The sequence below is a fragment of the Stenotrophomonas sp. LM091 genome, from assembly GCF_001806305.1.
Lineage (GTDB): Bacteria > Pseudomonadota > Gammaproteobacteria > Xanthomonadales > Xanthomonadaceae > Stenotrophomonas > Stenotrophomonas bentonitica_A.
This window is the reverse complement of the sequence record NZ_CP017483.1, coordinates 545,386-571,089: the sequence shown is the minus strand read 5'-3', so window position 1 is coordinate 571,089 and position 25,704 is coordinate 545,386. Positions and strand designations below refer to the sequence as shown.

Sequence of the window (25,704 nt, the reverse complement as noted above, 5' to 3'; positions counted from 1 at the left end):
CGATCAGAATTCGGCGCTGCCCGGTGCGCGCGGGTAGGGGATCGCGTCGCGGATGTTGCTCAGGCCGCAGACGTATACCACCAGGCGCTCGAAGCCGAGGCCGAAGCCGGCATGCGGCACCGAACCGTAGCGGCGGAAGTCGCGGTACCAGCCGTAGTGCGCCGGGTCCAGGCCGAACTGCGCCATGCGTGCATCGAGCACATCCAGGCGCTCTTCGCGCTGGCTGCCGCCGATGATCTCGCCGATGCCCGGGGCCAGCACATCCATGGCCGCGACGGTCTTGCCGTCGTCGTTCAGGCGCATGTAGAACGCCTTGATGTGCTCGGGATAGTTGGTCACCACCACCGGGCGGCCGATATGTTCTTCGGTCAGCCAGCGCTCGTGCTCGGTCTGCAGGTCCAGGCCCCATTCGACCGGGAAGTCGAACTTCTTGCCCGAGTTCTGCAGCAGCTTCACCGCTTCGGTGTAGTCGATCTGCTCGAACGGGGCGTTGATGAAGCCTTCCAGCTTGGTGATCGTGTTCTTGTCCACGCGCTCGGCCAGGAAGGCCAGGTCGTCGCCACGCTCATCGAGCACCGCGCGGAACAGGTACTTCAGGAACTGCTCGGCCAGGCGCGCATCTTCGGCCAGATCGGCGAAGGCGATTTCCGGCTCGATCATCCAGAACTCCGCCAGATGGCGGGTGGTGTTGGAGTTCTCGGCGCGGAAGGTCGGGCCGAAGGTGTAGACCTTGCTCAGCGCCAGGCAGTACGCCTCGACGTTCAGCTGGCCGGACACGGTCAGGAAGGTTTCCTTGCCGAAGAAATCGCGGCTGAAATCCACCTCGCCCTTTTCGTTGCGCGGCAGGTTGGCCATGTCCAGCGTCGAGACCCGGAACATCTGGCCGGCGCCCTCGGCATCGGACGTGGTCACGATCGGGGTGCTGATCCAGTTGAAGCCGTTCTGGTGGAAGAACCGGTGCACGGCCTGGGCCAGGCAGTTGCGGATGCGGGTGACCGCACCGAACAGGTTCGTGCGCGGGCGCAGGTGCGCCACTTCGCGCAGGAACTCCGGGCTCATCGGCTTGGGCTGGATCGGGTAGGTCAGCGGGTCTTCGACCAGGCCGACGATCTCGATGTCGCTGGCCTGGATCTCGAAGGATTGGCCCTTGCCCTGGGATTTGACCAGGGTGCCGCGGGCGATCACCGAGCAGCCCGGCGTCAGGCTCTTGATGTCGTCGAAATTGGCCAGGGTGTCATTGGCCACCACCTGGATGGGGGCGAAGCAGGAGCCATCGGTGACATTGACGAAGGCAAGCGCCGCAGAGCCGCGCACCGTGCGGACCCATCCGCGTACTGTTGCCTCGCCGCCTTCCGGGATCTTCCCGGCAAGCGCATGTTCAACGCTGACCACCGTCATGACTTGAATCCTCTGTTGATCGACTCGATCTCTGAACACGGAGTTTAACGGGTGCGGTGTTCGGCTTGCGAGGCATTTCTTGCGGTCCGGGGCGCCTATAATGATCACGATCCGCTGGAGTTGCCTGTCATGGCCGTAAGCCTTACCCCTGTTGCCTTTGCCCGTGTGCAGAAGTTCGTCGAGCAGACGCCCGGCGCGCTGGGCCTGCGTTTCGGCGTGACCCGCACCGGTTGTTCCGGCTGGGGCCACATCACCGATCTGGCCCGCGATGAGCGCGAGGGCGACACCGTCTTCGAGCAGGATGGGGTCCGCATCTATGTGGATGCCACCAGCCTCGAGCTGGTCGACGGCACCGAAATCGACTTCGGCAAGCACGGGCTGAGTGAGACCTTCACGTTCAGGAACCCGAACGCCACCGCTGAATGCGGCTGCGGCGAGAGCTTCACGACCGAGGCCGACAAGGCCTGATCGCCCGCGCGCCGGGCCTGTTCAGCCCGCCCGGCTTGCCTGCCATCCCTTCTGCTGCCACAATGCGCGGCTTCCTGCCTGATTCCGGGCAGGACCCTTGCCCCACCGCGTTCACCTGCGGGGGGCTGTCCGGCCCTCAAAGGGCCACATCCGAAAGGTAAAAACACATGAGTCGTCATTACGAAGTCGTGTTCCTGGTCCATCCGGACCAGAGCGAACAGGTCCCGGCCATGATCGAGCGCTACAAGGCGCTGGTCGAGAACGGCAACGGCACCATCCACCGTCTGGAAGATTGGGGCCGTCGTCAGCTGGCTTACCCGATCCAGAACCTGGTGAAGGCCCACTACGTCATGCTCAACATCGAGTGCGACCAGGCTGTGCTGAGCGAGCTGGTGGAAAGCTTCCGCTTCAACGACGCCGTGCTGCGCAACCTCGTCATCAAGCGTGACGAAGCTGACACCGAGCAGTCGCTGATCATGAAGAGCAAGGACGAGAAGGGTGACAAGCCCGAGCGTGGCGAGCGTCGTCGTCGTGATGACGAAGAAGGTGAAACCACCCCCGCCGCCGCTGACACCGATGCCGGCGAAGACGCCGCTTCGGCCGCTTAAGGAGCACTGACATGTCCAAGTTCTTCCGTCGTCGTAAGTTCTGCAAGTTCACGGCCGAAGGTGTGAAGGAGATCGATTACAAGGATCTCAACACCCTGCGCCAGTACCTCACCGAGAACGGCAAGATCGTGCCGAGCCGCGTGACCGGTACCAAGTCGAAGTACCAGCGCCAGCTGGCAACGGCCGTCAAGCGCGCCCGTTTCCTGGCCCTGATTCCGTACACCGACAACCACGACGTCTGATGAAGGCGGGCGGCCTGCGGGTCGCCGCTTTCGCAGATCCCGCCGCCCGCGCTGTGAAGCGTCGGGCGGTGTGAAGGATCTGCCGTTCGGATATTCGGACAGCCATCGCTGCGGGGCCTGGGCCTCGCTAACGAATACACATTTGGAGCTACACCATGAAGCTGATTCTTCTTCAGAAGGTCACCAACCTCGGCGGTCTGGGCGATCTGGTCGACGTGAAGCCGGGCTACGGCCGCAACTTCCTCGTCCCGACCGGCAAGGCCGTTCCGGCCACCGCGACCAACGTGGCCGAGTTCGAAGCCAAGCGCGCTGATTACGAAGCCAAGGCCCAGTCGATCCACGCTGATGCCGAAGCTCGCAAGGCGCAGCTGGAAGGCAAGAGCGTGACCATCGCTGCCAACGCTTCGACGGAAGGCAAGCTGTACGGTTCGGTCGGCCCGCGCGATATCGCCGAAGCCTTCACCGCTGCCGGTCTGCCGCTGGAAAAGAGCGAAGTGATCCTGGGCGAAGGCGCCTTCCGCAACGTGGGCGAGTACGAGGTGACTGTTCACCTGCACGCCGACGTGGAAACCACCGTCAAGGTGGTTGTGGAAGCCGAAAAGGCCTGATTCCTGCCGAAAGGCGGGCGTCACTGAAACGGGTACCCGCGAGGGTGCCCGTTTTTTGTTTGTGGCAACGGCAACGGCTTGGCGCCGTGACGATACAGACGGGAGGGTGCCTGGCCCCACGCTGGAAATGCGGGCTGGAGCCGCCCCCGCAGCGCGCTGAACACCGGCCCCGTTATACTCAGGCTATCGCGTCGCCCCCGGGGTCATTGAAGTCCTGCAATATCAATGGCTTGAGGGGTAAATCCGCTCCGTAATCCATCATGGTGGGGGTCGCTTCAGGCCTTCGCCCGGAAAACCATCACGCCATGCGTCTGTCCACGATCAAGCTGTCCGGATTCAAATCCTTCGTCGATCCGACCACGCTGCACCTGCCGACCAACATGACCGGCGTGGTGGGCCCCAATGGCTGTGGCAAATCGAACATCATCGACGCCGTGCGCTGGGTCATGGGCGAAAGCTCCGCCAGCCGCCTGCGTGGCGACTCGCTGACCGACGTCATCTTCTCCGGCTCCTCGGCCCGCAAGCCCGTCTCGCAGGCCGCCGTCGAGCTGATCTTCGACAACACCGACCACACCATCACCGGCGAGTACGCCTCGTTCAACGAGATCTCGGTCAAGCGCACCGTCAGCCGTGATGGCAGCAGCAACTACTACCTCAACGGCACCAAGTGCCGCCGCCGTGACATCACCGACCTGTTCCTCGGCACCGGCCTGGGGCCGCGCAGCTACTCGATCATCGAGCAGGGCATGATCAGCAAGATCATCGAGGCGCGGCCTGAAGATCTGCGGGTCTACCTGGAAGAAGCTGCCGGCATCTCCAAGTACAAGGAGCGCCGCAAGGAAACCGAGACCCGCATCCGGCATACCCGCGAGAACCTTGACCGCCTCAACGACCTGCGCGAGGAGATCGGCAAACAGCTCGAGCACCTCAAGCGCCAGGCGCGCCAGGCCGAGCAGTACCAGGCGCTGCAGGAAGAGCGCAAGGTCAAGGACGCCGAGTGGAAGGCGCTGGAATACCGTGGGCTGGATGGCCGCTTGGGCGGCCTGCGCGAAGCACTCTCGCGCGAGGAGACCCGCCTGCAGCAGCTGATCGCCGAGCAGCGCGATGCCGAAGCCCGCATCGAAACCAGCCGCCTGCGCCGCGAAGAGGCCTCCGATGCGCTCAACACCGCGCAGGCCGAGGTCTACCAGGTCGGCAGCACGCTGGCCCGCCTGGAGCAGCAGATCCAGCATCAGCGCGAGATGTCGCAGCGACTGAACAAGGCGCGCGATGAAGCGCAGCAGGCACTGGCCGATCTGGGCCAGCACATCAGTGGCGATGAGGCCAAGCTGATGGTGCTGCGCGAGGCGGTGGACGATGCCGAGCCGCGCCTGGAGCAGTTGCAGGAAGAGAATGAGATAAAGCAGGAAGCCCTGCGTGATGCCGAGGCCCGGCTGGCCGATTGGCAGCAGCGCTGGGAGAGCCATACCCGCAGCACCTCCGAAGCCTCACGCGCAGGCGAAGTCGAGCGCACCCGCGTGGATTATCTGGACCGCCAGGTGCTGGAAGCCGATCGCCGCCGCGAGTCGCTGCAGGCCGAGCGCGCCGGGCTGGATCTGGACGCCCTGGCCGAGGTGTTCGAAGAACTGCACCTCCAGCACGAGACCCAGAAGGCCTCGCTGGACACGCTCAACGAGCAGGTGGAAGAACGCAAGCAGGCCGTGGCCGGGCTGCAGGACCGCCAGCGCGCCGGGCAGACCGAGCTGGCCGAGATCCGCAAGCAGGCCCAGGCCGCCCGCGGCCGGTTGTCGTCACTGGAGACCCTGCAGCAGGCCGCACTGGGCCAGGAGCAGGGCGCCGCGGTGGCCTGGCTGAAGGCACGCGGGCTGGATTCGGGCGCGCGTGTCGGCGAACGCCTGACCGTGGAGAGCGGCTGGGAAAACGCCGTGGAAACCGCGCTCGGCCAGCTGATCGAGGGCGTGCTGGTCGATTCCCCGGCATCGCTGGTGGACGCGCTGGGCGAACTCGGCGAAGGCCGTATCGCGCTGGTCTCGGCTGAGCAGGACGCGCTGGATGTCGCGCCAACCTCGCTGGCCGCAAAAGTGCAGGGCCCCACTGCGATCCGTCGGCTGCTGGCACGCCTGCATGCCGCCGAGGATCTCGCGTCCGCCCGTGCGCTGCAGGCGACACTGGGCGAGGGCGACTCGGTCATCACCCGCGGTGGCGAGCGGCTGGGCGAGGGCTGGGTGCGCGTGTCGCGCTCCGGCGCGGCCAAGCAGGGCGCGCTGCTGCGCGAACGCGAGATTGTTACCCTGCGCGAGCAGATTGAAACACTGCAGGACCGCGAAGCGGCCCTGGAAGAGCAGCTGGCCGGCTTCCGTGACCAGTTGCTGGCCGGTGAGCAGCAACGCGAAGACGCGCAGCGCCAGCTGTACCTGGCCCATCGCAGCGTTTCCGAGCTCGGTGGCCAGCTGCAGAGCCAGCAGGGCAAGGTGGAGGCCGCACGCACCCGCATCGACCGCATCGAAGGCGAGCTGGTGCAATTGCTGGAGACGCTGGATGCCGGTCGCGAGCAGGTGCGCGAAGCACGTTCGCGGCTGGACGATGCGGTCACCAGCATGGGCGACCTGGAATCGGTCCGCGCCGCGCTGGAAGGCGAGCGTCGCCAGCTTACCGATGCCCGCGACCAGGCCCGCGACCAGGCCCGCAACGTGCGCGAGGCGGCGCATTCGCTCGCCTTGACGCTGGAATCGCAACGCGCGCAGATCGCCTCGCTGAGCCAGGCGCTGGAGCGCATGAGTACCCAGCGTGGGCAGCTGGATACGCGATTGGGTGAACTGCATTCGCAGCTGGACGAAGGTGATTCGCCGGTCAAGGCGCTCGAAGCCGAACACCAGAACGCCTTGGGCGAGCGTGTGCGTGCCGACCGCGTGCTGGGCGAAGCCCGTACGTTGCTCGATGGCATCGATGCCGAACTGCGCACGTTCGAGCAGACCCGCCACCAGCGCGACGAACAGGCGCTGGCGCAGCGCGAGCGCATTTCCCAGCGCAAGCTCGACCAGCAGGCGCTGGTGCTCAGTGCCGACCAGCTGTCGGCCTCGGTGGAGAAGGCCGGCTTCGTGCTGCAGGACGTGATCAACAGCCTGCCTGAGGATGCGCGGGTCACCGACTGGGAGCAGGCCGTGCACCAGATCGATGGCCGCATGCGCCGGCTGGAGCCGGTCAACCTGGCCGCCATCCAGGAATACGGCGAGGCGTCGCAGCGTTCGGAGTACCTGGATGCGCAGAACACCGACCTCACCACCGCGCTGGAAACCCTGGAGGACGCGATCCGCAAGATCGACCGCGAGACCCGCGGCCGCTTCAAGGACACCTTCGACCGCGTCAACGCCGGTGTGCAGCAGCTGTATCCGCGCCTGTTCGGTGGTGGCCACGCCTACCTCGAGCTGACAGGTGAAGACCTGCTCGACACCGGTGTTGCGATCATGGCGCGGCCGCCGGGCAAGCGGGTGTCGAGCATCTCGCTGCTGTCCGGTGGCGAGAAGGCGATGACCGCGGTGGCGCTGGTGTTTGCGATCTTCCAGCTCAACCCAGCCCCGTTCTGCCTGCTGGACGAGGTGGACGCGCCGTTGGACGAAGCCAACGTCGGTCGCCTGGCCAACATGGTCAAGGAAATGAGCGAGAAGGTTCAGTTCCTGTTTGTGAGCCACAACAAGGCCACGATGGAAGCTGCCCACCAGCTCTCCGGCGTGACCATGCGCGAGCCGGGCGTCAGCCGACTGGTCAGTGTCGACCTGGAGGAAGCCGCACGATTGGCGGGCGCGGCCTGACGTGCCATCCTTAAGTACCTGAATGATTTAGCCGGAGACCCCCCCGAATGTCCGACATGGCACTGCTCCGCATCGGCATCCTGGCCGCCGGCCTGCTGTTGATCGCTGCGATCTTCCTGTTTGGCCGTCCGAAAAAGAAAGTGCAGGGCCGTCGCGTCGAAGGTGCGGAGAGCACCAGCGGCCAGCGCCGTGAGCCCGTGTTGGGCGAGGGCGAGAGCCCGGCCGAGGGCGCTGCCCCCGTTGTCGGCGAAGACGGCGTTACCCAGCCCGAGCTGGGCCTGCCGGACGTGGACGCCGCGCCGGCCAGTGACCTGGGCAAGCGTGCGACGCAGGATTTCGACAAGATCGTCTCGCTGTTCGTCGCTGCGCGCGCGGGCGAGCAGCTGCGTGGCGAAGACATCGTCGTCGCTGCGGAAAAGACCGGCCTGGTGTTCGGCCACATGAATGTCTTCCACCGCCTGGTCGAAGGCCACCCCGAGCGCGGCCCGATCTTCTCGATGGCCAGCATCATGAAGCCGGGCAGTTTCGATATGGCCAACATCCGCGAGATGGAAACGCCGGCGATCGCCTTCTTCCTGACCCTGCCGGCGCCGCTGACCGCGCTGGACGCCTGGGAAAAGATGCTGCCGACCGTGCAGCGCATGGGCGAGCTGCTCGATGGCGTCGTGCTCGATGACAGCCGCAATGCCCTGGGTCGCCAGCGCATCGCGCACATCCGTGATGAGCTGCGCGCCTACGACCGCCAGCACCAGGCCCCGCCGCTGACCAAGGCCCCGCGCTGGTGATTGCCGTAGAGCCGACCAACGGTCGGCTCTACCTGTTCTGGCTGACCACCGTGTCGAAGGCCGCACGGAACCGCGCCATTTCGGCCGCGGTGCCCACCGTCACGCGCACCCGCTGCGGCCAGATCGGCCAGCTGCGCCCGATGACCACGCCCTGTTCGGCCATCGCCGCAGAGAACGCCGCGCCGTCGCGCTGCACATCGACCACGAAACAGTTTGCTTCCGACGGCACACAGCTAAAGCCGCGCTTACCGAGCCAGCCGATGGTCTCCTGCCGTACCAGGGCATTCTCCGCCTTGCGCTGCGCGATCAATCCCGGATCACGCAGGCTCGCCAGTCCCGCCGCCATCGCGGTGACCGGCAGCGGGTTGTCGCCCAGGCTGGCCAGTTCCTTCAGCCGGTCCGGATGCGCGGCCGCCAGCCCCAGGCGCAGGCCGGCCATGCCGTAGAGCTTGGAGAAGGTGCGCAGCACGATCACATCGTCGCGTTGCATCACCTGGCCGATCACCGAGCGCTGCTCGCTGTACTGCAGGTAGGCCTCGTCCACCAGCACGCGGGTCTGGGCCGGCTTGTTGGCCAGCAGCCAGGCAATGTCGGCCGCCGGGGTGATCGAACCGGTGGGATTGTTGGGGTTGCACAGATACAGCAGGCCGGCATTGACCGTCGCGGCAGCCGCCGCCATCGCATGCACGTCGTGTGCCCCGTCGGCGCGCAGCGGCACCCTGGCCACCGTGGCCCCACGCGCCGCGGCAAGATCGCCCAGCGCCTCGAAGGTGGGATCGGCGACCACCAGCCCCGCACCAGGCGAGGTCCAGAGCACGGCCGCCCGGTTCAGTGGCTCGCTCGAGCCCGGATACAGCCGCACGTGATCCTTGTCGATGCCTTCCTGCTGGGCGAACAGATCGCGCAGCTCGCCGGCCAGACCAAACAGATACCGCCCGCTGCTGGCGATGATGTCGCGCGCCGCCGCCTGCGCAGCCGGTGATGGCCCATACGGGCATTCGTTGAAGTTCAGCAGCACCGGTCCTGTGCTGGCGGGGAGCGCACGCGACGGCGCGGCGGATGCAGGCAGCACGCCCAGGCCGGATAACGCCAGGCCGGCACCGGCCAACTGCAGGAACGAGCGACGGGAAGTGGTGGGGGCAGGCGTCACGGGGCACCGGAAACAAGGGGTTCGGCGCACGCTAGCGCCACGGCGGATCGGCGGCAAGCGTTCTTCACTGCGCGCAGGAGCGGGGGGAGGGGTAAAATTGAATGCCCCACCAGGATCGCCTCCCGCATGACCCCCAGCCCCGCCGCACGTGCCGACGTCCTGCGCCGCCAGATCGAGGATGCCGGCAAGGCATACCACGAGCGCGACGAGCAGCTGATCCCCGACGTCGAGTACGACCTGCTGGTGCGCGAGCTGGAGGCGATCGAGCAGGCACACCCGGAGCTGGCCGCGGCCGATTCGCCGACCCGGCAGGTCGGTGGCAAGGCGTCCTCGCGTTTCGCCGAGGTCCGCCATGCGGTGCCGATGCTGTCGCTGGGCAATGCCTTCAGTGATGAGGAAGTCCAGGATTTCGTGCGCCGCATCAGCGAGCGCCTGCGTCGCAGCACGCTGTATTTTTCCGCCGAACCCAAACTCGACGGCCTGGCAATCAGCCTGCGCTACGAGGAGGGCCGCTTCGTGCAGGGGGCGACCCGTGGCGATGGCGCCACCGGCGAGGATGTCAGCGCGAACCTCCGCCAGATCAGTGTGATCCCGCAGGTGCTCAAGGGTGAGGGCTGGCCAGCGGTGCTGGAAGTGCGCGGCGAGGTCTACATGGCCCGTGCCGACTTCGAGGCCTACAACGCCGATGCGCGCCTGCATGACGGCAAAGTGCTGGCCAATCCGCGCAACGCCGCCGCCGGTTCGCTGCGCCAGCTCGATCCGAAGATGAGCGCAAGGCGCAAGCTGAGCTTCTACGCTTACGGCACCGGCCAGGTTGAAGGCGGCGAGCTGCCGCCCACCCATTCGGCCACGCTGGCGCAGCTGCGCGCGTGGGGGCTGCCGGTGAGTGACCTGTGCCAGGTGGTGGAGGGCGCCGACGGGCTGCTCGCCTATTACCGCGACATCGGCGAACGCCGCGATGGCCTGGCTTTCGATATCGACGGTGTGGTCTACAAGCTCGACGATCGCGCCGGCCAGGAACAGATGGGCTTCGTCGCGCGCGCACCGCGCTGGGCGATCGCGCACAAGTTCCCGGCGCAGGAACAGACCACCACGGTGGAGGCGATCGAGATCCAGATCGGCCGCACGGGTGCGGCGACCCCGGTCGCGCGTCTGGCGCCGGTCGCCGTGGCCGGCGTGATCGTCTCCAACGCGACGCTGCACAATGCCGACCAGATCGCGCGCCTGGATGTGCGCGTGGGCGATACGGTGATCGTGCGCCGCGCCGGTGATGTGATTCCGGAAGTGGTCAGCGTGATCGCCGACCGTCGTCCCGCCGGCACCACGCCGTGGCAGATGCCCTCGCAGTGCCCGGTGTGCGGCTCGGAGATCGTCCGCGAAGAGGGCGAGGCCGCCTGGCGCTGCTCGGGTGAGCTGAGCTGCCCGGCGCAGCGCAAGGAAGCCATCGCGCACTTCGCGTCGCGCCGCGCCATGGATATCGACGGCCTGGGCGGCAAGTACATCGAGACCCTGGTCGACGCCGGTATCGTGCGCGGCGTAGCCGATCTGTACCGCCTGCAGCGCGATCAACTGCTGCAGCTCAAGCTGGTGCTGGATGCCGAATCGCCCGAGGCGCTGGCCAGCCAGATCGGCCTGCACCTGCCGCCGGAAGGCAGCGGCGAGTACCTGAGGGCCATCCTCAAGCTCGATGGCAGCGACGAGGCATGGCGCGCGCAGGCGCTGGCGATGCCGGCCACGTTCGCCTGGAACACGAAGAAGATCGCGACCAAGTGGGCCGACAACCTGATCGCCGCGATCGACGCCAGCCGCACCACCACGCTGGAGCGGCTATTGTTCGCGCTGGGCATCGAGCATGTCGGCGAGAGCACCGCCAAGGCGCTGGCGACCTGGTTCGGCGATCTCGAACTGATCCGTCATCTGCCGTGGCCGCTGTTCAAGCGCGTGCCCGACATCGGCGGCGAAGTGGCGCGATCGCTCGGCCACTTCTTCGAACAGGCCGGCAACCAGGAGGCGATCGACGCGCTGCTGCAGGTCGGGCAGGTGCGCATCAGCGATGTGCACCCGCCGATCGCCAAGTTGCGCGAGGGGCTGGATTTCGCTCAGCTGCTGGTCGAAGCGGAGATTCCGGGCATCACCCGGCTGCGCGCGGAGAAGCTGGTGGCCATGTTGCCGGATGCGGCCTCGTTGCTGGACGCCGAGCCGGTGCGGTTCGTGGCCGCCGGCCTGCCGAACGAGGTAGCCCTCGGGCTGGCCGACTGGCTCGACAGCGAAGGTCACGGCCCGATGCTGCTCAAGGCCGAGGACTACCGCCAGAAGCTGCTGGCACTGGCGCCGGAGCAGGCCGACCAGGTCGCCGGCCCGTTGGACGGCCAGACCGCCGTGCTGACCGGCACGCTGACGCAGATGAACCGCGACGAGGCCAAGGCCCGGCTGGAAGCGCTGGGCGCCAAGGTGGCTGGCAGTGTGTCGAAAAAAACCTCCTTCGTGGTCGCCGGTGCGGAAGCCGGTTCCAAGCTGACCAAGGCGCAGGAGCTGGGCGTGCCGGTCTGGGACGAAGACCAGCTGATCGCCTTCCTCGCGCAGCACTGAACAAGAGAAACCGCATGCAGACCGTTCCCCTCGATTTCCGCCTGGCCACCGTCGCCGACACCGAGTTGCTGATCGGGCTGATGCGTGATTTCTACGCCGAAGACAAACTCGACTTCGAAGACACCCGTGTGCGGAACGCGCTGGCCGCGTTGCTGGAAGATCCCCGCAACGGTGAAGTGCTGCTGTGGCTGGACGAGGCCGGCGCGGTGGTGGGCTATGGAGCACTGGCGATGGGCTTCAGCCTGGAGCAGGGCGGCCACTTCGCGTTGCTCGATGAGCTGTACCTGAGCCATGCCGCGCGTGGGCGGGGCCGCGGCAAGCAGGCGTTGGCCATCCTCGAGCAGCGCGCCAACGCACGTGGCGTGGAGCGCATGCGCCTGGAAGTGAACCATCACAACGAACTGGCGCGACGCCTGTACCTGGCCACCGGCTACGTGGATGACACCCGCGATCTGCTGACCCTGCCGCTGGCCCAGCGCTTGAAGGACGCGCGCGCGTGATCGCCGCGCTGCGCCAGCGTGCCACGCTCAATGCACTGATCCGCCGCTTCTTCGCCGCACGCGACGTGCTCGAGGTCGAAACGCCGATCCTGTCCGCAGCGGGCAATACCGAGCCGAACATCGACAGCTTCCATACCCGCTTCAGCGGGCACGTGGATGCGGGCACCGCGCAACGCTGGCTGCGCACCTCGCCGGAGTTCCCGCTGAAGCGATTGCTCGCGGCAGGGGTGGGGGACTGCTACGAACTGGGTCGTGTGTTCCGCAACGGCGAAGCCGGCGGCCGCCACAATCCCGAGTTCACCATGCTGGAGTGGTACCGGGTCGGCTGGGACCACCGTCGCCTGATCGACGAGACCGCCGCCCTCGTGCGCGATGCGCTGCAGCTGGTCCAGCGCGAGGCGACGCTGGAGGTCATCGATTACCGTGGTCTCTACCAGCAGCACGTCGGGCTGGACCCGTTCCAGGCCAGCCTGGAAGACCTGCAGGCACCGCTGGCCGAGGTCCGCATCGATGCGGACGGATTGACCCGGGATGACTGGCTCGATCTGCTGATGACCCACTGCATCCAACCGCACTTCCGTGACGACACCATGACGGTGGTGCATGACTGGCCTGCCACCCAGGCGGCACTGGCGAGAATTCGGCCGGGCACGCCGCCGCTGGCCGAACGGTTCGAGCTGTACCTGGGCAGCGTGGAGCTGGCCAACGGCTATCACGAGCTGAACGACGCGGCTGAACAGCGCGCGCGTTTCGAGCGCGACCATGCCATCCGTACCGCGCGCGGCGACGTGCTGCCCCCGCTGGATGAACACCTGTTGGCGGCCCTGCCGGCGCTGCCCGATTGCGCGGGGGTGGCGGTGGGCGTGGACCGGCTGCTGATGGCGATGAACCGCACCGGCCGCATTGCCGATGTGCTGGCCTTCGATTTCGCCCACGCCTGAGGCGTTTTGACGCATTCGCGTCTTGCACGGGCTGCATGATGATGCTCTGATCACACCGGATGTCCGAAGGTGGGTCATGTGATTGTTCAGGCGTGGCGGGGATCGTGTTGATGAAGCTGTTGGTAGGCGCGGGCATGCCCTTGTGGCCGGTGTTGCTGTGGACTGCGCTGATGCCTGAAACGGCGCTCGCGCAGGCCGGCGGCTATGCCGGCCAGGTGGTGCGTTGCGAATCGCGCGACATGGGGTGGGTGCATTGCGATGTCCCCACCGAAGGCGGTGTCGATCTGATCCGCCAGCTCTCCGACAACAGCTGCGTGCGAGGCTCGGAATGGGGCACCGACCGTTCCGGCGTCTGGGTGACCCTGGGCTGTCGCGCCGAGTTCCGCGCGCGTACCGCGGCTGCCGCGCCGCGTGCCGACGGTGAACGCCGCACGCGGCGGGTGGTGCGCTGCGAATCCAACGGGCGCCCGCAAAGCTGCCCGGTCGTGCTGCAGGGCGCGCCGGTGCGTCTGCTGCGCCAGCTCACCTCGCTGCCGTGCCGCGAAGGCCACAGCTGGGGCTATCGCCGCAATGAGATCTGGGTGACCCGCGGTTGCCAGGGCGAGTTCGAGGTCGGTGCCGCCGATGGCAGCGGGTTCCTCAACGTGCCACGCATCCTGGTATGCGAGTCCAAGTCGCGCCAGCGCCGCTTCTGTGGCGCCGGGATCACTCACGGTGTCACGCTCAACAAGCAGCTCTCCGGCACCCCCTGCGAGCAGGGCAGCAGCTGGGGCTGGGACAGCCGTGGGGTCTGGGTCGACAAGGGCTGCCGCGCCGAGTTCGCGGTCAACTGAGCGCGCGATTCCGCCTGCATCGGCACGCCGCTACAATGGCCCGATGAACGCATCCACCGACATCGACTACGCCCGTTACGACCATATCCGCCCGATCCTGTGGACCGGCGAGAGCCTGCAGCTGCTCGATCAGCGCAAACTGCCGTTCATCGTCGAGCACGTGGAGTGCCGCGACAGCGACGCGGTTGCCGAGGCCATCCATGCGCTGACCGTGCGTGGCGCACCGGCGATCGGCATTGCCGCCGCCTGGGGCGTGGTACTGGCGGCCAATGAGGTCCAGGCCGACGATGGCGCCCAAGCGCTGTTGAAGCTGGAGCCGGCCCTGCAACGCCTCAACGCCTCGCGCCCGACCGCCGTGAACCTGGCCTGGGCGCTGGCCCGCATGCGCCGCGCGCTGGCCCCGGCCGGTGCCGACTGGCAGCAGGTGCTGGCCGCCGAAGCCCAGGCCATCGCCGAGGAGGATCTGGCCGCCAACCGCCACATGGGCGCGCTGGGCGCCGGCCTGATCGAGGCCGGCAGCGGTGTGCTCACCCACTGCAATACCGGCTCGCTGGCCACCGCCGGCTTCGGCACCGCGCTGGGCGTGATCCGCGCCGGCATGGCCCAGCACCGCATCGCCCGCGTGTTCGCCGGCGAGACCCGGCCGTGGCTGCAGGGCGCGCGCCTGACCGTATGGGAGCTGCAGCAGGATGGCATCGATGCCACCCTGATCGCCGATTCGGCCGCCTCGCACCTGATGAAGACCGGTGCGGTGCAGTGGGTGGTCGTGGGCGCGGACCGCATCTGCGCCAACGGTGACACCGCCAACAAGATCGGCACCTACCAGCTGGCCATCGCTGCCCGCCACCACGGCGTGAAGTTCATGGTGGTGGCGCCGTCCTCCACGGTGGACATGGACACTGCCGACGGCGAGCAGATCGAGATCGAACAGCGCGATCCCGGCGAGCTCTACGGCGTGGGCGGCACCCGTACCGTGGCCGAGGGCATCGCCGCCTGGAACCCGGTCTTCGACGTCACCCCGGGCAGCCTGATCGACGCCATCGTGACCGAGCGCGGGGTGATCCTGAACCCGACGGTAGCCAACATGCAGGCCGCGTTCGGCTGAGGCCGGCTGCGGCGCGTGCCACGACCGACGGTCGCGGCCTGCCCAAGCGCCCGCCAACGCCCCCGTAAGTTCCTGATTCTTGCCGGTAAAACCCCCGTAAAAGCGGGCGGAAAATGGCCCGCTGTGGTAGAATCCAACGGTTAATCGAGATTCCGGCGCAACCGCCCCGAAAGGGCGGTCGTGACGGACTGGACCGCTACCAGACAACGGAACCCGAATGGCAGAAACCGCCAAGGAAATCATCCAGGTCAACCTGGAAGACGAGATGCGCAAGAGTTACCTCGATTACGCGATGAGCGTGATCGTGGGGCGCGCACTCCCGGATGCGCGCGATGGCCTCAAGCCGGTGCATCGCCGCGTGCTGTTCGCGATGAGTGAACTCAACGCGCACGCCAACAAGCCTTACTTCAAGTCGGCGCGTATCGTCGGTGACGTCATCGGTAAGTACCACCCGCATGGCGATCAGTCGGTGTACGACACGCTGGTGCGTCTGGCACAGCCGTTCTCGCTGCGCTACATGCTGGTCGATGGCCAGGGTAACTTCGGTTCGGTCGACGGCGACTCCGCCGCGGCGATGCGATACACCGAAGCCCGAATGTCCAGGCTCACCCATGAGCTGATGGCCGACATCGACAAGGAAACGGTCGATTTCCAGCCCAACTACGACGAAAAGGAACTGGAGCCGACGGTCATGCCGACCCGGTTCCCGAACCTGCTGGTCAACGGTTCGGCCGGTATCGCGGTGGGCATGGCGACCAACATCCCGCCGCACAACCTGACCGAATCGATCAACGCCTGCATCGCGCTGATCGACAACCCCGAGATCGACGTCGACGGCCTGATGGAGTTCATCCCGGGCCCCGACTTCCCGACCGCGGGCATCATCAACGGCACCGCCGGCATCGTCGCCGGGTACCGGACCGGTCGTGGCCGTGTGCGCATCCGCGCCAAGGCCGAGGTCGAAGTGGCTGACAACGGCCGCGAATCGATCATCGTCACCGAGATCCCGTACCAGGTGAACAAGGCCCGGTTGATCGAGAAGATCGCCGAGCTGGTCAAGGAAAAGAAGCTCGAAGGCATCAGCGAACTGCGCGATGAGTCCGACAAGGACGGCATGCGCATCTTCATCGAGATCAAGCGCGGCGAGTCGGCGGAAGTTGTGTTGAACAACCTCTACCAGCAGACCCAGATGGAGTCGGTGTTCGGCATCAACATGGTGGCGCTGGTCGATGGCCGCCCGCAGTTGATGAACCTCAAGCAGATGCTCGAGGCCTTCGTGCGCCACCGCCGCGAAGTGGTCACCCGCCGCACCGTGTTCGAACTGCGCAAGGCGCGTGCGCGTGCGCACGTGCTGGAAGGCCTGACCGTCGCGCTGGCCAACATCGACGAGATGATCGAACTGATCAAGACCTCGCCGAACCCCACCGAGGCGCGCGAACGCATGCTCGCCCGCCTGTGGGAGCCGGGCCTGGTCGGCTCGATGCTGGGCGCCGCCGGTGCCGAAGCCTCGCGTCCGGATGATCTGCCCAAGGGTGTGGGCCTGCTCGCGGGCGGCTACCAGCTGACCGAGATCCAGGCGACCCAGATCCTGGAAATGCGCCTGCATCGCCTGACCGGGCTGGAGCAGGACCGCCTGACCGACGAGTACAAGCTGCTGCTGGAAACGATCGCCGGGCTGATCCATATCCTGGAAGATCCGGACCGTCTGCTGCAGGTCATCCGCGAAGAGCTGATCAACGTGCGTACGGAGTTCGGCGACGAGCGCCGCACCGAGATCCGCCACAGCGAAGAAGACCTGGACATCCTCGACCTGATCGCCCCGGAAGACGTGGTGGTCACCCTGTCGCACGCCGGCTATGCCAAGCGCCAGCCGGTCAGTGCCTACCGGGCCCAGCGCCGCGGTGGCCGTGGCCGCAGCGCTGCCTCGACCAAGGAAGAGGATTTCATCGAACAGCTGTGGCTGGTCAACACGCATGACACGCTGCTGACCTTCACCAGTGCGGGCAAGGTGTTCTGGCTGCCGGTCCACCAGTTGCCGGAGGCCGGCTCCAACGCCCGTGGCCGCCCGATCATCAACTGGATTCCGCTGGAAGCCGGTGAGCGGGTCCAGGCCGTGCTGCCGGTACGCGAGTACGCCGAAGGCCAGTTCGTGTTCTTCGCCACCCGCAACGGCACGGTCAAGAAGACCCCGCTCAGCGAGTTCGCCTTCCGTCTGGCGCGCGGCAAGATCGCGATCAACCTCGATGAGGGCGATGCGCTGGTCGGCGTCGGCCTGACCGATGGCGAGCGCGACATCCTGCTGTTCGCCTCCAACGGCAAGACCGTGCGCTTCGGTGAGGACAAGGTGCGCTCGATGGGCCGTACCGCCACCGGCGTGCGCGGCATCAAGATGCCCAAGGGTGAGGAAGTGGTCAGCCTGATCGTGGCCGAGAGTGCCGGCGGCAGCGAAGACGAGAACGAGGATGAGAGCCAGGTCGACGAGACCGTGATCGATAGCGGCGATGCCGTGATCGAGAACGGCGCCGACGATGACAACGCGCTCTACATCCTGACCGCGACCGAGAACGGCTACGGCAAGCGCACCCCGCTGCCGGATTACCCGCGCAAGGGCCGTGGCACGCAGGGTGTGATCGGCATCCAGACCACCGAGCGCAACGGCAAGCTGGTGCGTGCGGTGCTGATGGGCCCGCGCGACGAAGTGTTGCTGATTTCCGATGGTGGCACCCTGGTGCGTACCCGCGGATCGGAAATCTCGCGCGTCGGCCGCAACACCCAGGGCGTGACCCTGATCCGTCTGTCCAAGGAAGAGAAGCTCCAGGCGGTTGAACGCATGGATGCCTCGCTGGATGAGGGTGTGGAAGAAGATGCACAGGCGGCCGTCGAGGCCAGCCCGGTGGTGGCACCGCCGGAGGCGTAAGCCCCTGCGGCAGTGACACGGAAAACGCCGGCAGATGCCGGCGTTTTTCGTTGTGGGGCAGGGAGATTGCACGCTTTCATCGTCGGCTGTGCCGACGCTGGCGGCTGCAGCAAAGAACGCGCAACGTTCACGACCCCGGTGGGATAAGAGCCGCGGGGCCGGCGGCAACGTCGGCGATCTTCGCGCTTCAGGAGAAACCGATGTCCACCACGACGCAGACCCGCCGCCCCCGCCATTGGCTGGTGGCCGTGCTGGCAATTGTCATTCTGTTGCTGGGCGTTGTATTCACCGCAGGTGGCGCCTGGCTCGCCAGCCTCGGTGGTTCCTGGTATTACGTGCTGGCCGGCGTCGGCCTGCTGATCTCCGGCGTGCAGCTGTGGCGGGGCCGCTACAGCGGCGCGCTGTGGTTCGCGCTGGTGTTCGTCGGCACGCTGCTGTGGACGTGGTGGGAGTCGGGCAGCAACTATTGGCGCTGGGTGCCGCGCCTGGGCCTGATCGTGGCGATCGGCTTCGTGCTGTCGCTGCTGCTGCCGACGTTGGATCGCCCGGTGTCGCGCAAGGTCTCGCGCGGCATCGCCGGCGTGCTGGCGCTGGTGTTCGTGGCGGCCTTCACCCTGGCCTTCGTGCCACATGGTGTTACCGAGGCACAGGGCGCCTTCCCCGAGCCGATGACCAGCACCGGCCTGGCACCCACGGCCGACGCGCCCCTGCAACCGGCCGACCGCCCGGTGGACGGCGACTGGGCCGCCTATGGTCGCAACAACGCGGCAACGCGTTTCTCGCCGCTGCAGCAGATCACCCCGGACAACGTGGCCAAGCTTGAGCAGGCCTGGCTGTTCCGCACTGGCGACCTGCCGGAGAAGCGCTGGGGTGCGGAAACCACGCCGCTGAAGGTCGGCGACAGCCTCTACCTGTGCACCGCGCGCAATCAGCTGGTCGCGCTCAACGCCGCCGATGGCACCGAGCGCTGGCGTTACGACCCGAAGATCAAGGACAAGTCGATCCCGTACACCGCCGCCTGCCGCGGGGTGTCCTACTACGAAGTGCCCGCCACCGCGCAGGACACCGCGTTGAACGATGTGGCCGCGGACCTGGCCGTTCCCAGCGGCGTGCCCGTGCTGACCCAGGTGCCGCGTGGCGCCTGTGCCGCCCGCATCATCGAAGGCACCCTGGATGGCCGCCTGATCGCGGTCGATGCCGCCACCGGCAAGCCGTGCGCCGGTTTCGGCAACAACGGCCAGGTCGACATCACCGTGGGCATGGGCGACAGCCCGGCCGGCTATGTCTCCATCACCTCGCCGCCGGCGATCGTGCAGGGCGTGATCGTGACCGGCCACCAGGTGCTGGATGGACAGCGCCGCGACGCGCCGTCCGGCGTGATCCAGGCCTACGATGCCGTCACCGGCAAACTGCGCTGGGCCTGGGACATGGTCCGCCCGGAGCGCAACGGCGCACCGCCGCCGGGTGAGACCTATACCCGCGGCACCCCCAACATGTGGACCACCGCGACCGGCGACGACGAACTTGGGCTGGTCTACCTGCCGATGGGCAACTCGGCCGGCGATTACTGGAGTGGCTCGCGCACCGAAAACGAAAACCGGTACGCCACCTCGCTGGTGGCGATCGACGTCAACACCGGCAAGCCGGCCTGGCACTTCCAGGCGGTGCGCAAGGACGTCTGGGATTACGACATGGGGTCGCAGGCGACCCTGATCGACTACCCGACCGCCGCCGGCAAAGTCCCGGCCCTGCTGCTGCCGACCAAGCAGGGCGACATGTACATTCTCGACCGTCGCACCGGCAAGCTGCTGACCGCCGCCGAAGAGCGCAAGGTGCCCACGGGCGGCGTCGAGCCCGAACAGCGCTCGCCCACCCAGCTGTTCTCGCTGTATCACACGCTGCGCAAGCCGGACCTCACCGAGCGCGACATGTGGGGCATGACCCCGATCGACCAGCTGGTCTGCCGCATCCAGTTCCGCAAGGCCAGTTACGAAGGTTTCTACACGCCGCCGACCGCGGACCGTCATTCCATCGAGTATCCCGGCTACAACGGGGGCTCGGACTGGGGCAGCGTGGCCGTGGATCCGCGCCGAGGCGTGATCGTTGCCAACTACAACGACATGCCCAACTACAACCGGCTGGTGCCGCGCGAGAAGGCGGACAAACTGGGGTGGCTGCCGCGCGAGGATGTGACCGCCGACAAGGGCGGCGCCGAAGGCGCGGGCGATCCGCAGGTGGGCACGCCGTACGCCATCGACGTCAACGCCGGCTGGCGCCTGCCGTTCACCAAGCTGCTGTGCAAGCAGCCGCCCTACGGTGGCATCCGCGCGGTCGACCTGCGTACCGGCAAGACCCTGTGGGACCGCCCGTTCGGCAGCGCCCGCGGCAATGGGCCGTTCGGCATCCGCTCCGGCCTGCCGATCGAGATCGGTACGCCCAACAACGGTGGTTCGGTGGTCACGGCCAGCGGCCTGATCTTCATCGCCGCGGCGACCGATGATCTGCTGCGCGCGATCGACCTCAAAACCGGCAAGGAACTCTGGCATGCCAAGCTGCCGGCCGGCGGCCAGGCCAACCCGATGATCTACGAGTTCGGTGGCCGCCAGTACGTGGTCATCATGGCCGGTGGTCATCACTTCATGGAAACCCCGGCCGGCGATTACGTGATCGCCTACGCGTTGCCGAAGGGGTGAGGGACGCCGCGTCGGATGTGGCCGGCGTTCCATTGACGCAAGGCCGGGCAGCGCCCGGCCGCTCGTTGCGAGACTACAGCGCTTCGCGCAAAAATCTGACAACGGACCGCGTTCTCTCCCGGTGAGCCTGGAGGGCACGCGCTGCCATGCTGGCCGGATGCCGAGTTCCTCTGTTCGATCTGCGCGATGTCCGCTGTCAAATGCCTGCTACGTCGTCACCACTGTCACCACCCATCAATTCCCGCTGTTCCATCATCACGGCAATGCGCAGGATGTCGCGCGCTGGCTGCGTGCTTCCGATGCGGAAAGACGCACGGAATCTTTCGCCTGGGCCATCATGCCCGACCGCGTGCATTGGCTGTTCCGGCTTCGCAGGCACCCGATGACGAGTGTGGTCCGCTGGCTGAAATCGCGATCGGCGCACGCGCTCACTCAACGCAATGCGAACCAGGGCAGGATCTGGCAACCGGGCTGCCACGATCATTCCCGGTGCGATGAGCGCGACCTGCTTGCGCGCGCCACCGACATCCTGTCCCTCCCGATGCGGGCGGGGCTGGCCAGCGGTCTGCATGGCTATCCGTTTTCGTGGTGCCGCTGGCCGGTCTGAATGGTGACGGTCCCGCCGCCCCGACGGCGCTACGCCGGGACCCGCACCATCTTCCGCATCAGATGCTCGACCACGCCTGTCGGCTCTGCAGTACGGCCGACGTGCGTGCTTGACATCTGCACCACCGAGCTGCGCTTGGCGGTGAGGAAATGGAAACGTGCACGCGCAGGCAGCTGAGCGATCGGCCCGGCGTTCGCGTCACCGCGGCAGATCGCCACGATCGCATCCAGCCACGGCTGCAGGCCCTCGATATCCAGCGTCGGCGCGAAGGCACGCAGCCGCTCCACATCCACCTCGATCGCTGCTTCCAGGTGCTTTGCGCCCGGGCAGGACACGATCACCCCGACGTTGATGAATTCCTCGCGCTCCACGCGGGGCACTACGCGGATCACCGCATAGTCATAGGTGTGCAGTGTGGGCACGGACGGCCTCCTGTACAAAAGCCGCGCGTACGCGAAGGCGGTGTTGCAGATAATCGATATACGCCTGGCGGTAAGCCGCCGGGCTGTCGAAGGCGGGTTCGTCCACCAGCCAGCTGTCCGGCACCAGGCCGACGATCCGCTCGATTTCGGCATCGGGCAGCATCACCGCGAGCGCAGAATCCACTTCGGCAATCCGCGTGGCGAACGGCAGCAGTACATGATCGCGGATCAGCACGAACGGCTTCCTGCAGGCCTCCCCGGCACTGGCCCAGTCGTGATGGAAATACATCGCTGCGCCATGGTCGATCAGATACAGCCTGCGATGCCAGACCATCAGGTTGGGATTGCGCGCGGTGCGGTCCACGTTGCTGGTGAAGGCATCGAACCACACGATCTTCGAGGCCAGCTCGGCATCGGGCTGCATGGCCGCCGGGTCGTAGTTGATTGCCCCGGGCAGGTAATCACTGCCCAGGTTCAGGCCCTCGCTGGCACGGATCAGATCCTGGATTTCCGGGTCCGGTTCGGTCCGGGCAAACTCGCGGTCGAGCTCCACGAACACCATCTCCGGGATCGGCAGGCCGAGCGTGCGGGCGATCTCGCCGGCGATCAGTTCGGCGATCAGGGCCTTCGGTCCTTGGCCGGCGCCGCGGAATTTGAGCACCACCATGCCGTCGTCGTCGGTCTCGACCACGGCGGGCAGGGAGCCGCCTTCGCGCAGCGGGGTGACATATCGGAGGGCGTGCACGGTTCGCATGGGGCATTCTAGCCGGGCCAAGGCCGGGCGTGACGCGTAAGGGGGCGCTACCCGGCACGGTGGAAGGATTCGCTTTGCAGTGTCGGGCGGTTGGCCCTTCCGGCCCATTCACACCGGTCCCGGCGGTGCTAGATTCGGGTCATGCCCCTGTTGCGGGCACTCGTTGACACTGCAAGGGGATAAGGATGCTGATCCGTCGTACTTCGCTGGCTGCGGCCGTTGCCGTTGCCACCTTCGGGCTGCTGCTCGCTGCACCGGCCTTTGCCGGTTACGCCACGCCGCCGGAGAGCCTGCTCAAGGTGCTCAAGGCACCGCCGCCGCCGACGCCCAGCGTCGACCCGACCGGCCAGCGCCTGCTGCTGACCACCACGCAGACCTATCCGTCGATCACCCGCGTCGCCCAGCCGTATCTGAAGCTGGCCGGCGTGCGCCTGGAGCCGAAGAACCGCAGCCGCCACGACACCCCGGGTGGTTATGGCATTCCACCGTGCGTGGGCGACTTCACCGTGGTCGATACCGCCAGTGGCCGCTCCACCAAGGTGTCCTTGCCCAGCGGGTGCGCCGGCATGGCGCAGTGGTCGGCCGACGGGCAACGCTTCGCCTTCCAGAACGTGGTCGATGACAGCGTGCAGCTGTGGATCGGCGATGCAGCGACCGGCCAGGTCCGCCAGGTGCCCAACGTCGCGCTGAACCCGATCTTCGGCAGCACCGTACAGTGGCTCGGCGGCAGCCAGCAGCTGCTGGTCAAGCTGGTGCCTGCCAAGCAGGGACAGGCGCCGAGCGCCGAAGGTGCGATCGGCCCGGACATCCAGGAGTCGCTGGGCACGGCTGGCGAAAGCAGCACCTACGAAGCCCGCGATACGCTGACCAGTGCCTACGATGAAGCGCTGTTCGCCTATTACGGCCAGTCGCAGCTGGCAGTGGTGGATACCGCTTCCAACACCGTGCGCACCGTCGGCGCCCCGGCGCTGCTGGACAGCATCGGAGCCGCCCCGGATGGCGTGCATGTGCTGACGAGAACACTCAAGGCACCGTTCTCGCATGCGGTCACCTACCAGCGTTTCGCCAATGACGTGGCCGTGCTGGATATCGCCAGCGGCCGCAGCACGCCGATCGCCAGCCTGCCGCTGGCCGACCGCGTGCCGGTGCACGGCGTGCCGGAAGGCCCGCGCGATTTCGATTGGCGCGCCACCGATCCGGCCACGCTGGTCTATGCCGAAGCCCTGGACAAGGGCGACTGGAAAGTCACCGTCCCGCATCGTGATCGCGTGCTGATGCTCAAAGCCCCGTTCACCGCCAAGCCCACCGAGATCGCCCGCACCGCGCAGCGTTTCGAAGGCCTGGCCTGGACCGCGCAGCCGGACGTTGCCTTCCTCGACGAGAACGACGAGAACCGCCACTGGCGCCAGACCCGCATCGTCAACGTCGACAACCCCAGGCAGGAAGGCCGGCTGTTGTGGGATCTCTCCAGCGATGAGCTGTACGAGGACCCGGGCAGTTTCGTGTACCAGCGCCTGCCCAACGGCGCCTACGTGGTGCGTCAGGAAGGCAACACGGTCTTCCTGCGCGGGCAGGGTGCTTCGCCGCAGGGCGATCGTCCCTTCCTGGATGCGCTCAGCCTCCGCAGCCTGAAGACGGAGCGTCTTTTCCGCAGCGATGCCGATGCCTACGAGCAGTTCATCGGCTTCAGCGCCATCCCGGGCCACCTGCTCACGTGGCACCAGTCGGTGACCGATGCGCCGAATGCGTTCGTGCGCCTGCTTGGCGAGGACGTCGCCGACGCCAAGCCGGGCGAAGCGCAGGTCGTGTCCAAGCCGGCCGCGTTGACCCACCTGGTGGATCCGACGCCGGAAGTGCGCCAGATCCAGAAGCGCCTGGTCACCTACAAGCGTGCTGACGGCGTGGATCTGTCGTTCACCCTGTACACCCCGCCGGGCTACAAGGAAGGCCAGCGCGTGCCGGCGATCCTGTATGCCTACCCGGCCGATTTCGCCAACGCGGCACAGGCGGGGCAGGTCTCCGGTTCGCAGCAGACCTTCACCCGCCTGGCGCCGTACCGGCTGATGCTGCTGGCCGGCTACGCGATCATCGACAACGCCTCGTTCCCCATCGTCGGCGACCCCAAAACCGCCTACAACACGTATCTGGAACAGCTGGAGGCCGATGCCAAAGCCGCGGTGGACAAGGCGGTGGACCTGGGCGTGGTCGACCGCAACCGGATCGGCGTCACCGGCCACAGCCATGGCGGCCTGATGACCGCCAACCTGATCGCGCATACCGATCTGTTCAAGGCAGGCGTCGCCACCAGCGGCTCGTACAACAAGACCTTCACCCCGTTCGGCTTCCAGAATGAACGCCGCTCGGTGTGGCAGGCGCAGGACGTGTACCTGAAGGCCTCGCCGTTCTTCTATGCCGACAAGATCAAGTTGCCGCTGCTGCTGGTTCACGGCGAGGACGATGCGAACCCGGGCACCGAACCGTTCCAGTCGCGCAAGCTGTTCCAGGCGATCCGCGGCAATGGCGGCACCACCCGCCTGGTGATGCTGCCGCACGAACCGCATTGGTACACCGCACTGGAATCCAACGAGCAGCTGGTATCGGAAATGCTGAACTGGTTCGATACCTATGTGAAGAATGCGCCGCCGGCCAAACGCTGAGCCGAGGCATCGGTAACGCCGCTGGTCCCTCGGCTGCGCTTCGCATCAGACCCACGGCCGCCCTCAATGGGCGGCCGTTCTGCATTCCTGGGCGGGGGATGGAATTACACTCGGCTCAGACCACAAGGACGCAGGCATGGATATCCAGTCTTGGGGACCGGCGGGCAGCGGGATCGTTGGCGGCATCATCGCAACATGGCTCGTCGCGTACTGGGCGAGGGGATTGCAGACGCACTACCGTGGCTGGTCCCGGGCCGCGTTGCGGCGCCGTCATCGCACCACGATCCGGGTCGCCAACGCCCTGTTCTTCGTGGGATTACTAGTGGCATTGGCCCTGTACCCGCTGGGCGGATTTGCCAGCAACGATCACCGGCCGGCATTCCTCGGCTTCGGGCTCGCCTCGCTGTTGCCCCTGCTGGCACTGGTCGTCATTCCGTTCCTGACCGGCCGAAGCATACGGGAAGCGTTCGTCGCCTTCGCGATCGGCCAAGGGGCGCCGGTATGGGCCACCTATCTGCCGCTGGCTGGCGGCCTGGTCTGTCTGGTTGTGGCACTGGTGGGCTTTCTTCCCATCGGCCGTTGAGATGTCGGGCCGACGCGCGACGGGTGGACCTCGCC

20 protein-coding genes are annotated in these 25,704 nt (G+C 66.8%); 16 read left to right on the top strand and 4 right to left on the bottom strand.

Translation table 11 applies throughout. From position 1 onward, the window contains the following. Positions 1–3 precede the first annotated feature (3 nt). Positions 4–1,398: an asparagine--tRNA ligase gene (gene asnS, locus BIZ42_RS02565; RefSeq protein ID WP_070425460.1), complete on the bottom strand. Its 1,395-nt coding sequence runs from the start codon at positions 1,396–1,398 to the stop codon at positions 4–6. A gap of 129 nt (positions 1,399–1,527) precedes the next feature. Here asnS and BIZ42_RS02560 point away from each other — a divergent pair, with 129 nt between their 5' ends. The 6 genes from BIZ42_RS02560 to zipA all read left to right on the top strand — a co-directional run bounded on the left by BIZ42_RS02560 (position 1,528) and on the right by zipA (position 7,918). Next, on the top strand, positions 1,528–1,866 hold the full coding sequence (locus BIZ42_RS02560; RefSeq protein ID WP_019184349.1) for an iron-sulfur cluster assembly accessory protein: 339 nt from the start codon (positions 1,528–1,530) through the stop codon (positions 1,864–1,866). Positions 1,867–2,033: 167 nt separating this feature from the next. After that, positions 2,034–2,474, top strand: a complete 441-nt coding sequence (rpsF, locus tag BIZ42_RS02555; protein ID WP_019184348.1) for a 30S ribosomal protein S6 — start codon at positions 2,034–2,036, stop codon at positions 2,472–2,474. Between the two features lie 11 nt (positions 2,475–2,485). After that, positions 2,486–2,716: a 30S ribosomal protein S18 gene (gene rpsR, locus BIZ42_RS02550; protein ID WP_002804494.1), complete on the top strand. Its 231-nt coding sequence runs from the start codon at positions 2,486–2,488 to the stop codon at positions 2,714–2,716. 155 nt (positions 2,717–2,871) lie between these two features. Beyond that, complete coding sequence (rplI, locus tag BIZ42_RS02545; protein ID WP_019184347.1) at positions 2,872–3,324, top strand: 50S ribosomal protein L9; 453 nt, start codon at positions 2,872–2,874, stop codon at positions 3,322–3,324. A 305-nt stretch (positions 3,325–3,629) separates the two neighbouring features. After that, positions 3,630–7,133: a chromosome segregation protein SMC gene (gene smc, locus BIZ42_RS02540; protein ID WP_070425459.1), complete on the top strand. Its 3,504-nt coding sequence runs from the start codon at positions 3,630–3,632 to the stop codon at positions 7,131–7,133. A gap of 47 nt (positions 7,134–7,180) precedes the next feature. Continuing rightward, complete coding sequence (gene zipA / locus BIZ42_RS02535) at positions 7,181–7,918, top strand: cell division protein ZipA (RefSeq protein ID WP_019184344.1); 738 nt, start codon at positions 7,181–7,183, stop codon at positions 7,916–7,918. Positions 7,919–7,946: 28 nt separating this feature from the next. Here the strand turns inward: zipA and BIZ42_RS02530 are convergent, their stop codons facing one another. Next, a complete protein-coding gene (locus BIZ42_RS02530; RefSeq protein ID WP_070425458.1) occupies positions 7,947–9,068 on the bottom strand; it encodes a pyridoxal phosphate-dependent aminotransferase in 1,122 nt (373 codons plus the stop codon). A gap of 126 nt (positions 9,069–9,194) precedes the next feature. Here BIZ42_RS02530 and ligA point away from each other — a divergent pair, with 126 nt between their 5' ends. The 8 genes from ligA to BIZ42_RS19220 all read left to right on the top strand — a co-directional run bounded on the left by ligA (position 9,195) and on the right by BIZ42_RS19220 (position 21,253). Next, positions 9,195–11,657: an NAD-dependent DNA ligase LigA gene (gene ligA / locus BIZ42_RS02525; RefSeq protein WP_070425457.1), complete on the top strand. Its 2,463-nt coding sequence runs from the start codon at positions 9,195–9,197 to the stop codon at positions 11,655–11,657. Positions 11,658–11,671: 14 nt separating this feature from the next. Then, the gene (locus tag BIZ42_RS02520; RefSeq protein WP_070425456.1) at positions 11,672–12,157 is read left to right on the top strand and encodes a GNAT family N-acetyltransferase; all 486 of its coding nucleotides are present in this window, start codon (positions 11,672–11,674) and stop codon (positions 12,155–12,157) included. Further along, a complete protein-coding gene (gene epmA / locus BIZ42_RS02515) occupies positions 12,154–13,098 on the top strand; it encodes an EF-P lysine aminoacylase EpmA (RefSeq protein ID WP_070425455.1) in 945 nt (314 codons plus the stop codon). Before BIZ42_RS02520 ends, epmA begins: the two co-directional genes overlap by 4 nt. A gap of 110 nt (positions 13,099–13,208) precedes the next feature. Further along, positions 13,209–13,931: a DUF3011 domain-containing protein gene (locus BIZ42_RS02510; RefSeq protein ID WP_019184339.1), complete on the top strand. Its 723-nt coding sequence runs from the start codon at positions 13,209–13,211 to the stop codon at positions 13,929–13,931. Positions 13,932–13,974: 43 nt separating this feature from the next. Next, a complete protein-coding gene (gene mtnA, locus BIZ42_RS02505) occupies positions 13,975–15,036 on the top strand; it encodes an S-methyl-5-thioribose-1-phosphate isomerase (protein WP_019184338.1) in 1,062 nt (353 codons plus the stop codon). Positions 15,037–15,253: 217 nt separating this feature from the next. Beyond that, positions 15,254–17,953: a DNA gyrase subunit A gene (gene gyrA, locus BIZ42_RS02500; protein WP_070425454.1), complete on the top strand. Its 2,700-nt coding sequence runs from the start codon at positions 15,254–15,256 to the stop codon at positions 17,951–17,953. A 200-nt stretch (positions 17,954–18,153) separates the two neighbouring features. Continuing rightward, on the top strand, positions 18,154–20,646 hold the full coding sequence (locus BIZ42_RS02495; protein WP_070425453.1) for a membrane-bound PQQ-dependent dehydrogenase, glucose/quinate/shikimate family: 2,493 nt from the start codon (positions 18,154–18,156) through the stop codon (positions 20,644–20,646). 157 nt (positions 20,647–20,803) lie between these two features. Beyond that, the gene (locus tag BIZ42_RS19220) at positions 20,804–21,253 is read left to right on the top strand and encodes a transposase (protein ID WP_083279776.1); all 450 of its coding nucleotides are present in this window, start codon (positions 20,804–20,806) and stop codon (positions 21,251–21,253) included. 29 nt (positions 21,254–21,282) lie between these two features. Here BIZ42_RS19220 and BIZ42_RS02485 read toward each other — a convergent pair whose 3' ends face one another. Together BIZ42_RS02485 and BIZ42_RS02480 are read right to left on the bottom strand one after the other, a co-directional pair. Then, complete coding sequence (locus tag BIZ42_RS02485) at positions 21,283–21,675, bottom strand: DUF3037 domain-containing protein (RefSeq protein ID WP_070425451.1); 393 nt, start codon at positions 21,673–21,675, stop codon at positions 21,283–21,285. Next, positions 21,653–22,429 (bottom strand): HipA family kinase, encoded by a 777-nt coding sequence (locus BIZ42_RS02480; protein ID WP_070425450.1) that lies wholly within the window; start codon positions 22,427–22,429, stop codon positions 21,653–21,655. Before BIZ42_RS02480 ends, BIZ42_RS02485 begins: the two co-directional genes overlap by 23 nt. Before the next feature lie 185 nt (positions 22,430–22,614). On the opposite strand from BIZ42_RS02480, the gene BIZ42_RS02475 reads away from it, so the two are divergent. Further along, a complete protein-coding gene (locus BIZ42_RS02475) occupies positions 22,615–25,086 on the top strand; it encodes a prolyl oligopeptidase family serine peptidase (protein WP_070425449.1) in 2,472 nt (823 codons plus the stop codon). Positions 25,087–25,222: 136 nt separating this feature from the next. Next, entirely contained in the window at positions 25,223–25,669 is a 447-nt protein-coding gene (locus BIZ42_RS19670) for a hypothetical protein (RefSeq protein ID WP_070425448.1), read from the top strand. The last annotated feature ends 35 nt before the right edge of the window (positions 25,670–25,704 follow it).

Coding starts and splice junctions, on each gene's coding strand:
- asnS (WP_070425460.1), bottom strand. CDS start 1,398: ATGACGGTGGTCAGCGTTGAACATGCGCTTGCCGGGAAGATCCCGGAA.
- BIZ42_RS02560 (WP_019184349.1), top strand. CDS start 1,528: ATGGCCGTAAGCCTTACCCCTGTTGCCTTTGCCCGTGTGCAGAAGTTC.
- rpsF (WP_019184348.1), top strand. CDS start 2,034: ATGAGTCGTCATTACGAAGTCGTGTTCCTGGTCCATCCGGACCAGAGC.
- rpsR (WP_002804494.1), top strand. CDS start 2,486: ATGTCCAAGTTCTTCCGTCGTCGTAAGTTCTGCAAGTTCACGGCCGAA.
- rplI (WP_019184347.1), top strand. CDS start 2,872: ATGAAGCTGATTCTTCTTCAGAAGGTCACCAACCTCGGCGGTCTGGGC.
- smc (WP_070425459.1), top strand. CDS start 3,630: ATGCGTCTGTCCACGATCAAGCTGTCCGGATTCAAATCCTTCGTCGAT.
- zipA (WP_019184344.1), top strand. CDS start 7,181: ATGTCCGACATGGCACTGCTCCGCATCGGCATCCTGGCCGCCGGCCTG.
- ligA (WP_070425457.1), top strand. CDS start 9,195: ATGACCCCCAGCCCCGCCGCACGTGCCGACGTCCTGCGCCGCCAGATC.
- BIZ42_RS02520 (WP_070425456.1), top strand. CDS start 11,672: ATGCAGACCGTTCCCCTCGATTTCCGCCTGGCCACCGTCGCCGACACC.
- BIZ42_RS02510 (WP_019184339.1), top strand. CDS start 13,209: ATGAAGCTGTTGGTAGGCGCGGGCATGCCCTTGTGGCCGGTGTTGCTG.
- mtnA (WP_019184338.1), top strand. CDS start 13,975: ATGAACGCATCCACCGACATCGACTACGCCCGTTACGACCATATCCGC.
- gyrA (WP_070425454.1), top strand. CDS start 15,254: ATGGCAGAAACCGCCAAGGAAATCATCCAGGTCAACCTGGAAGACGAG.
- BIZ42_RS02495 (WP_070425453.1), top strand. CDS start 18,154: ATGTCCACCACGACGCAGACCCGCCGCCCCCGCCATTGGCTGGTGGCC.
- BIZ42_RS19220 (WP_083279776.1), top strand. CDS start 20,804: ATGCCGAGTTCCTCTGTTCGATCTGCGCGATGTCCGCTGTCAAATGCC.
- BIZ42_RS02480 (WP_070425450.1), bottom strand. CDS start 22,429: ATGCGAACCGTGCACGCCCTCCGATATGTCACCCCGCTGCGCGAAGGC.
- BIZ42_RS02475 (WP_070425449.1), top strand. CDS start 22,615: ATGCTGATCCGTCGTACTTCGCTGGCTGCGGCCGTTGCCGTTGCCACC.
- BIZ42_RS19670 (WP_070425448.1), top strand. CDS start 25,223: ATGGATATCCAGTCTTGGGGACCGGCGGGCAGCGGGATCGTTGGCGGC.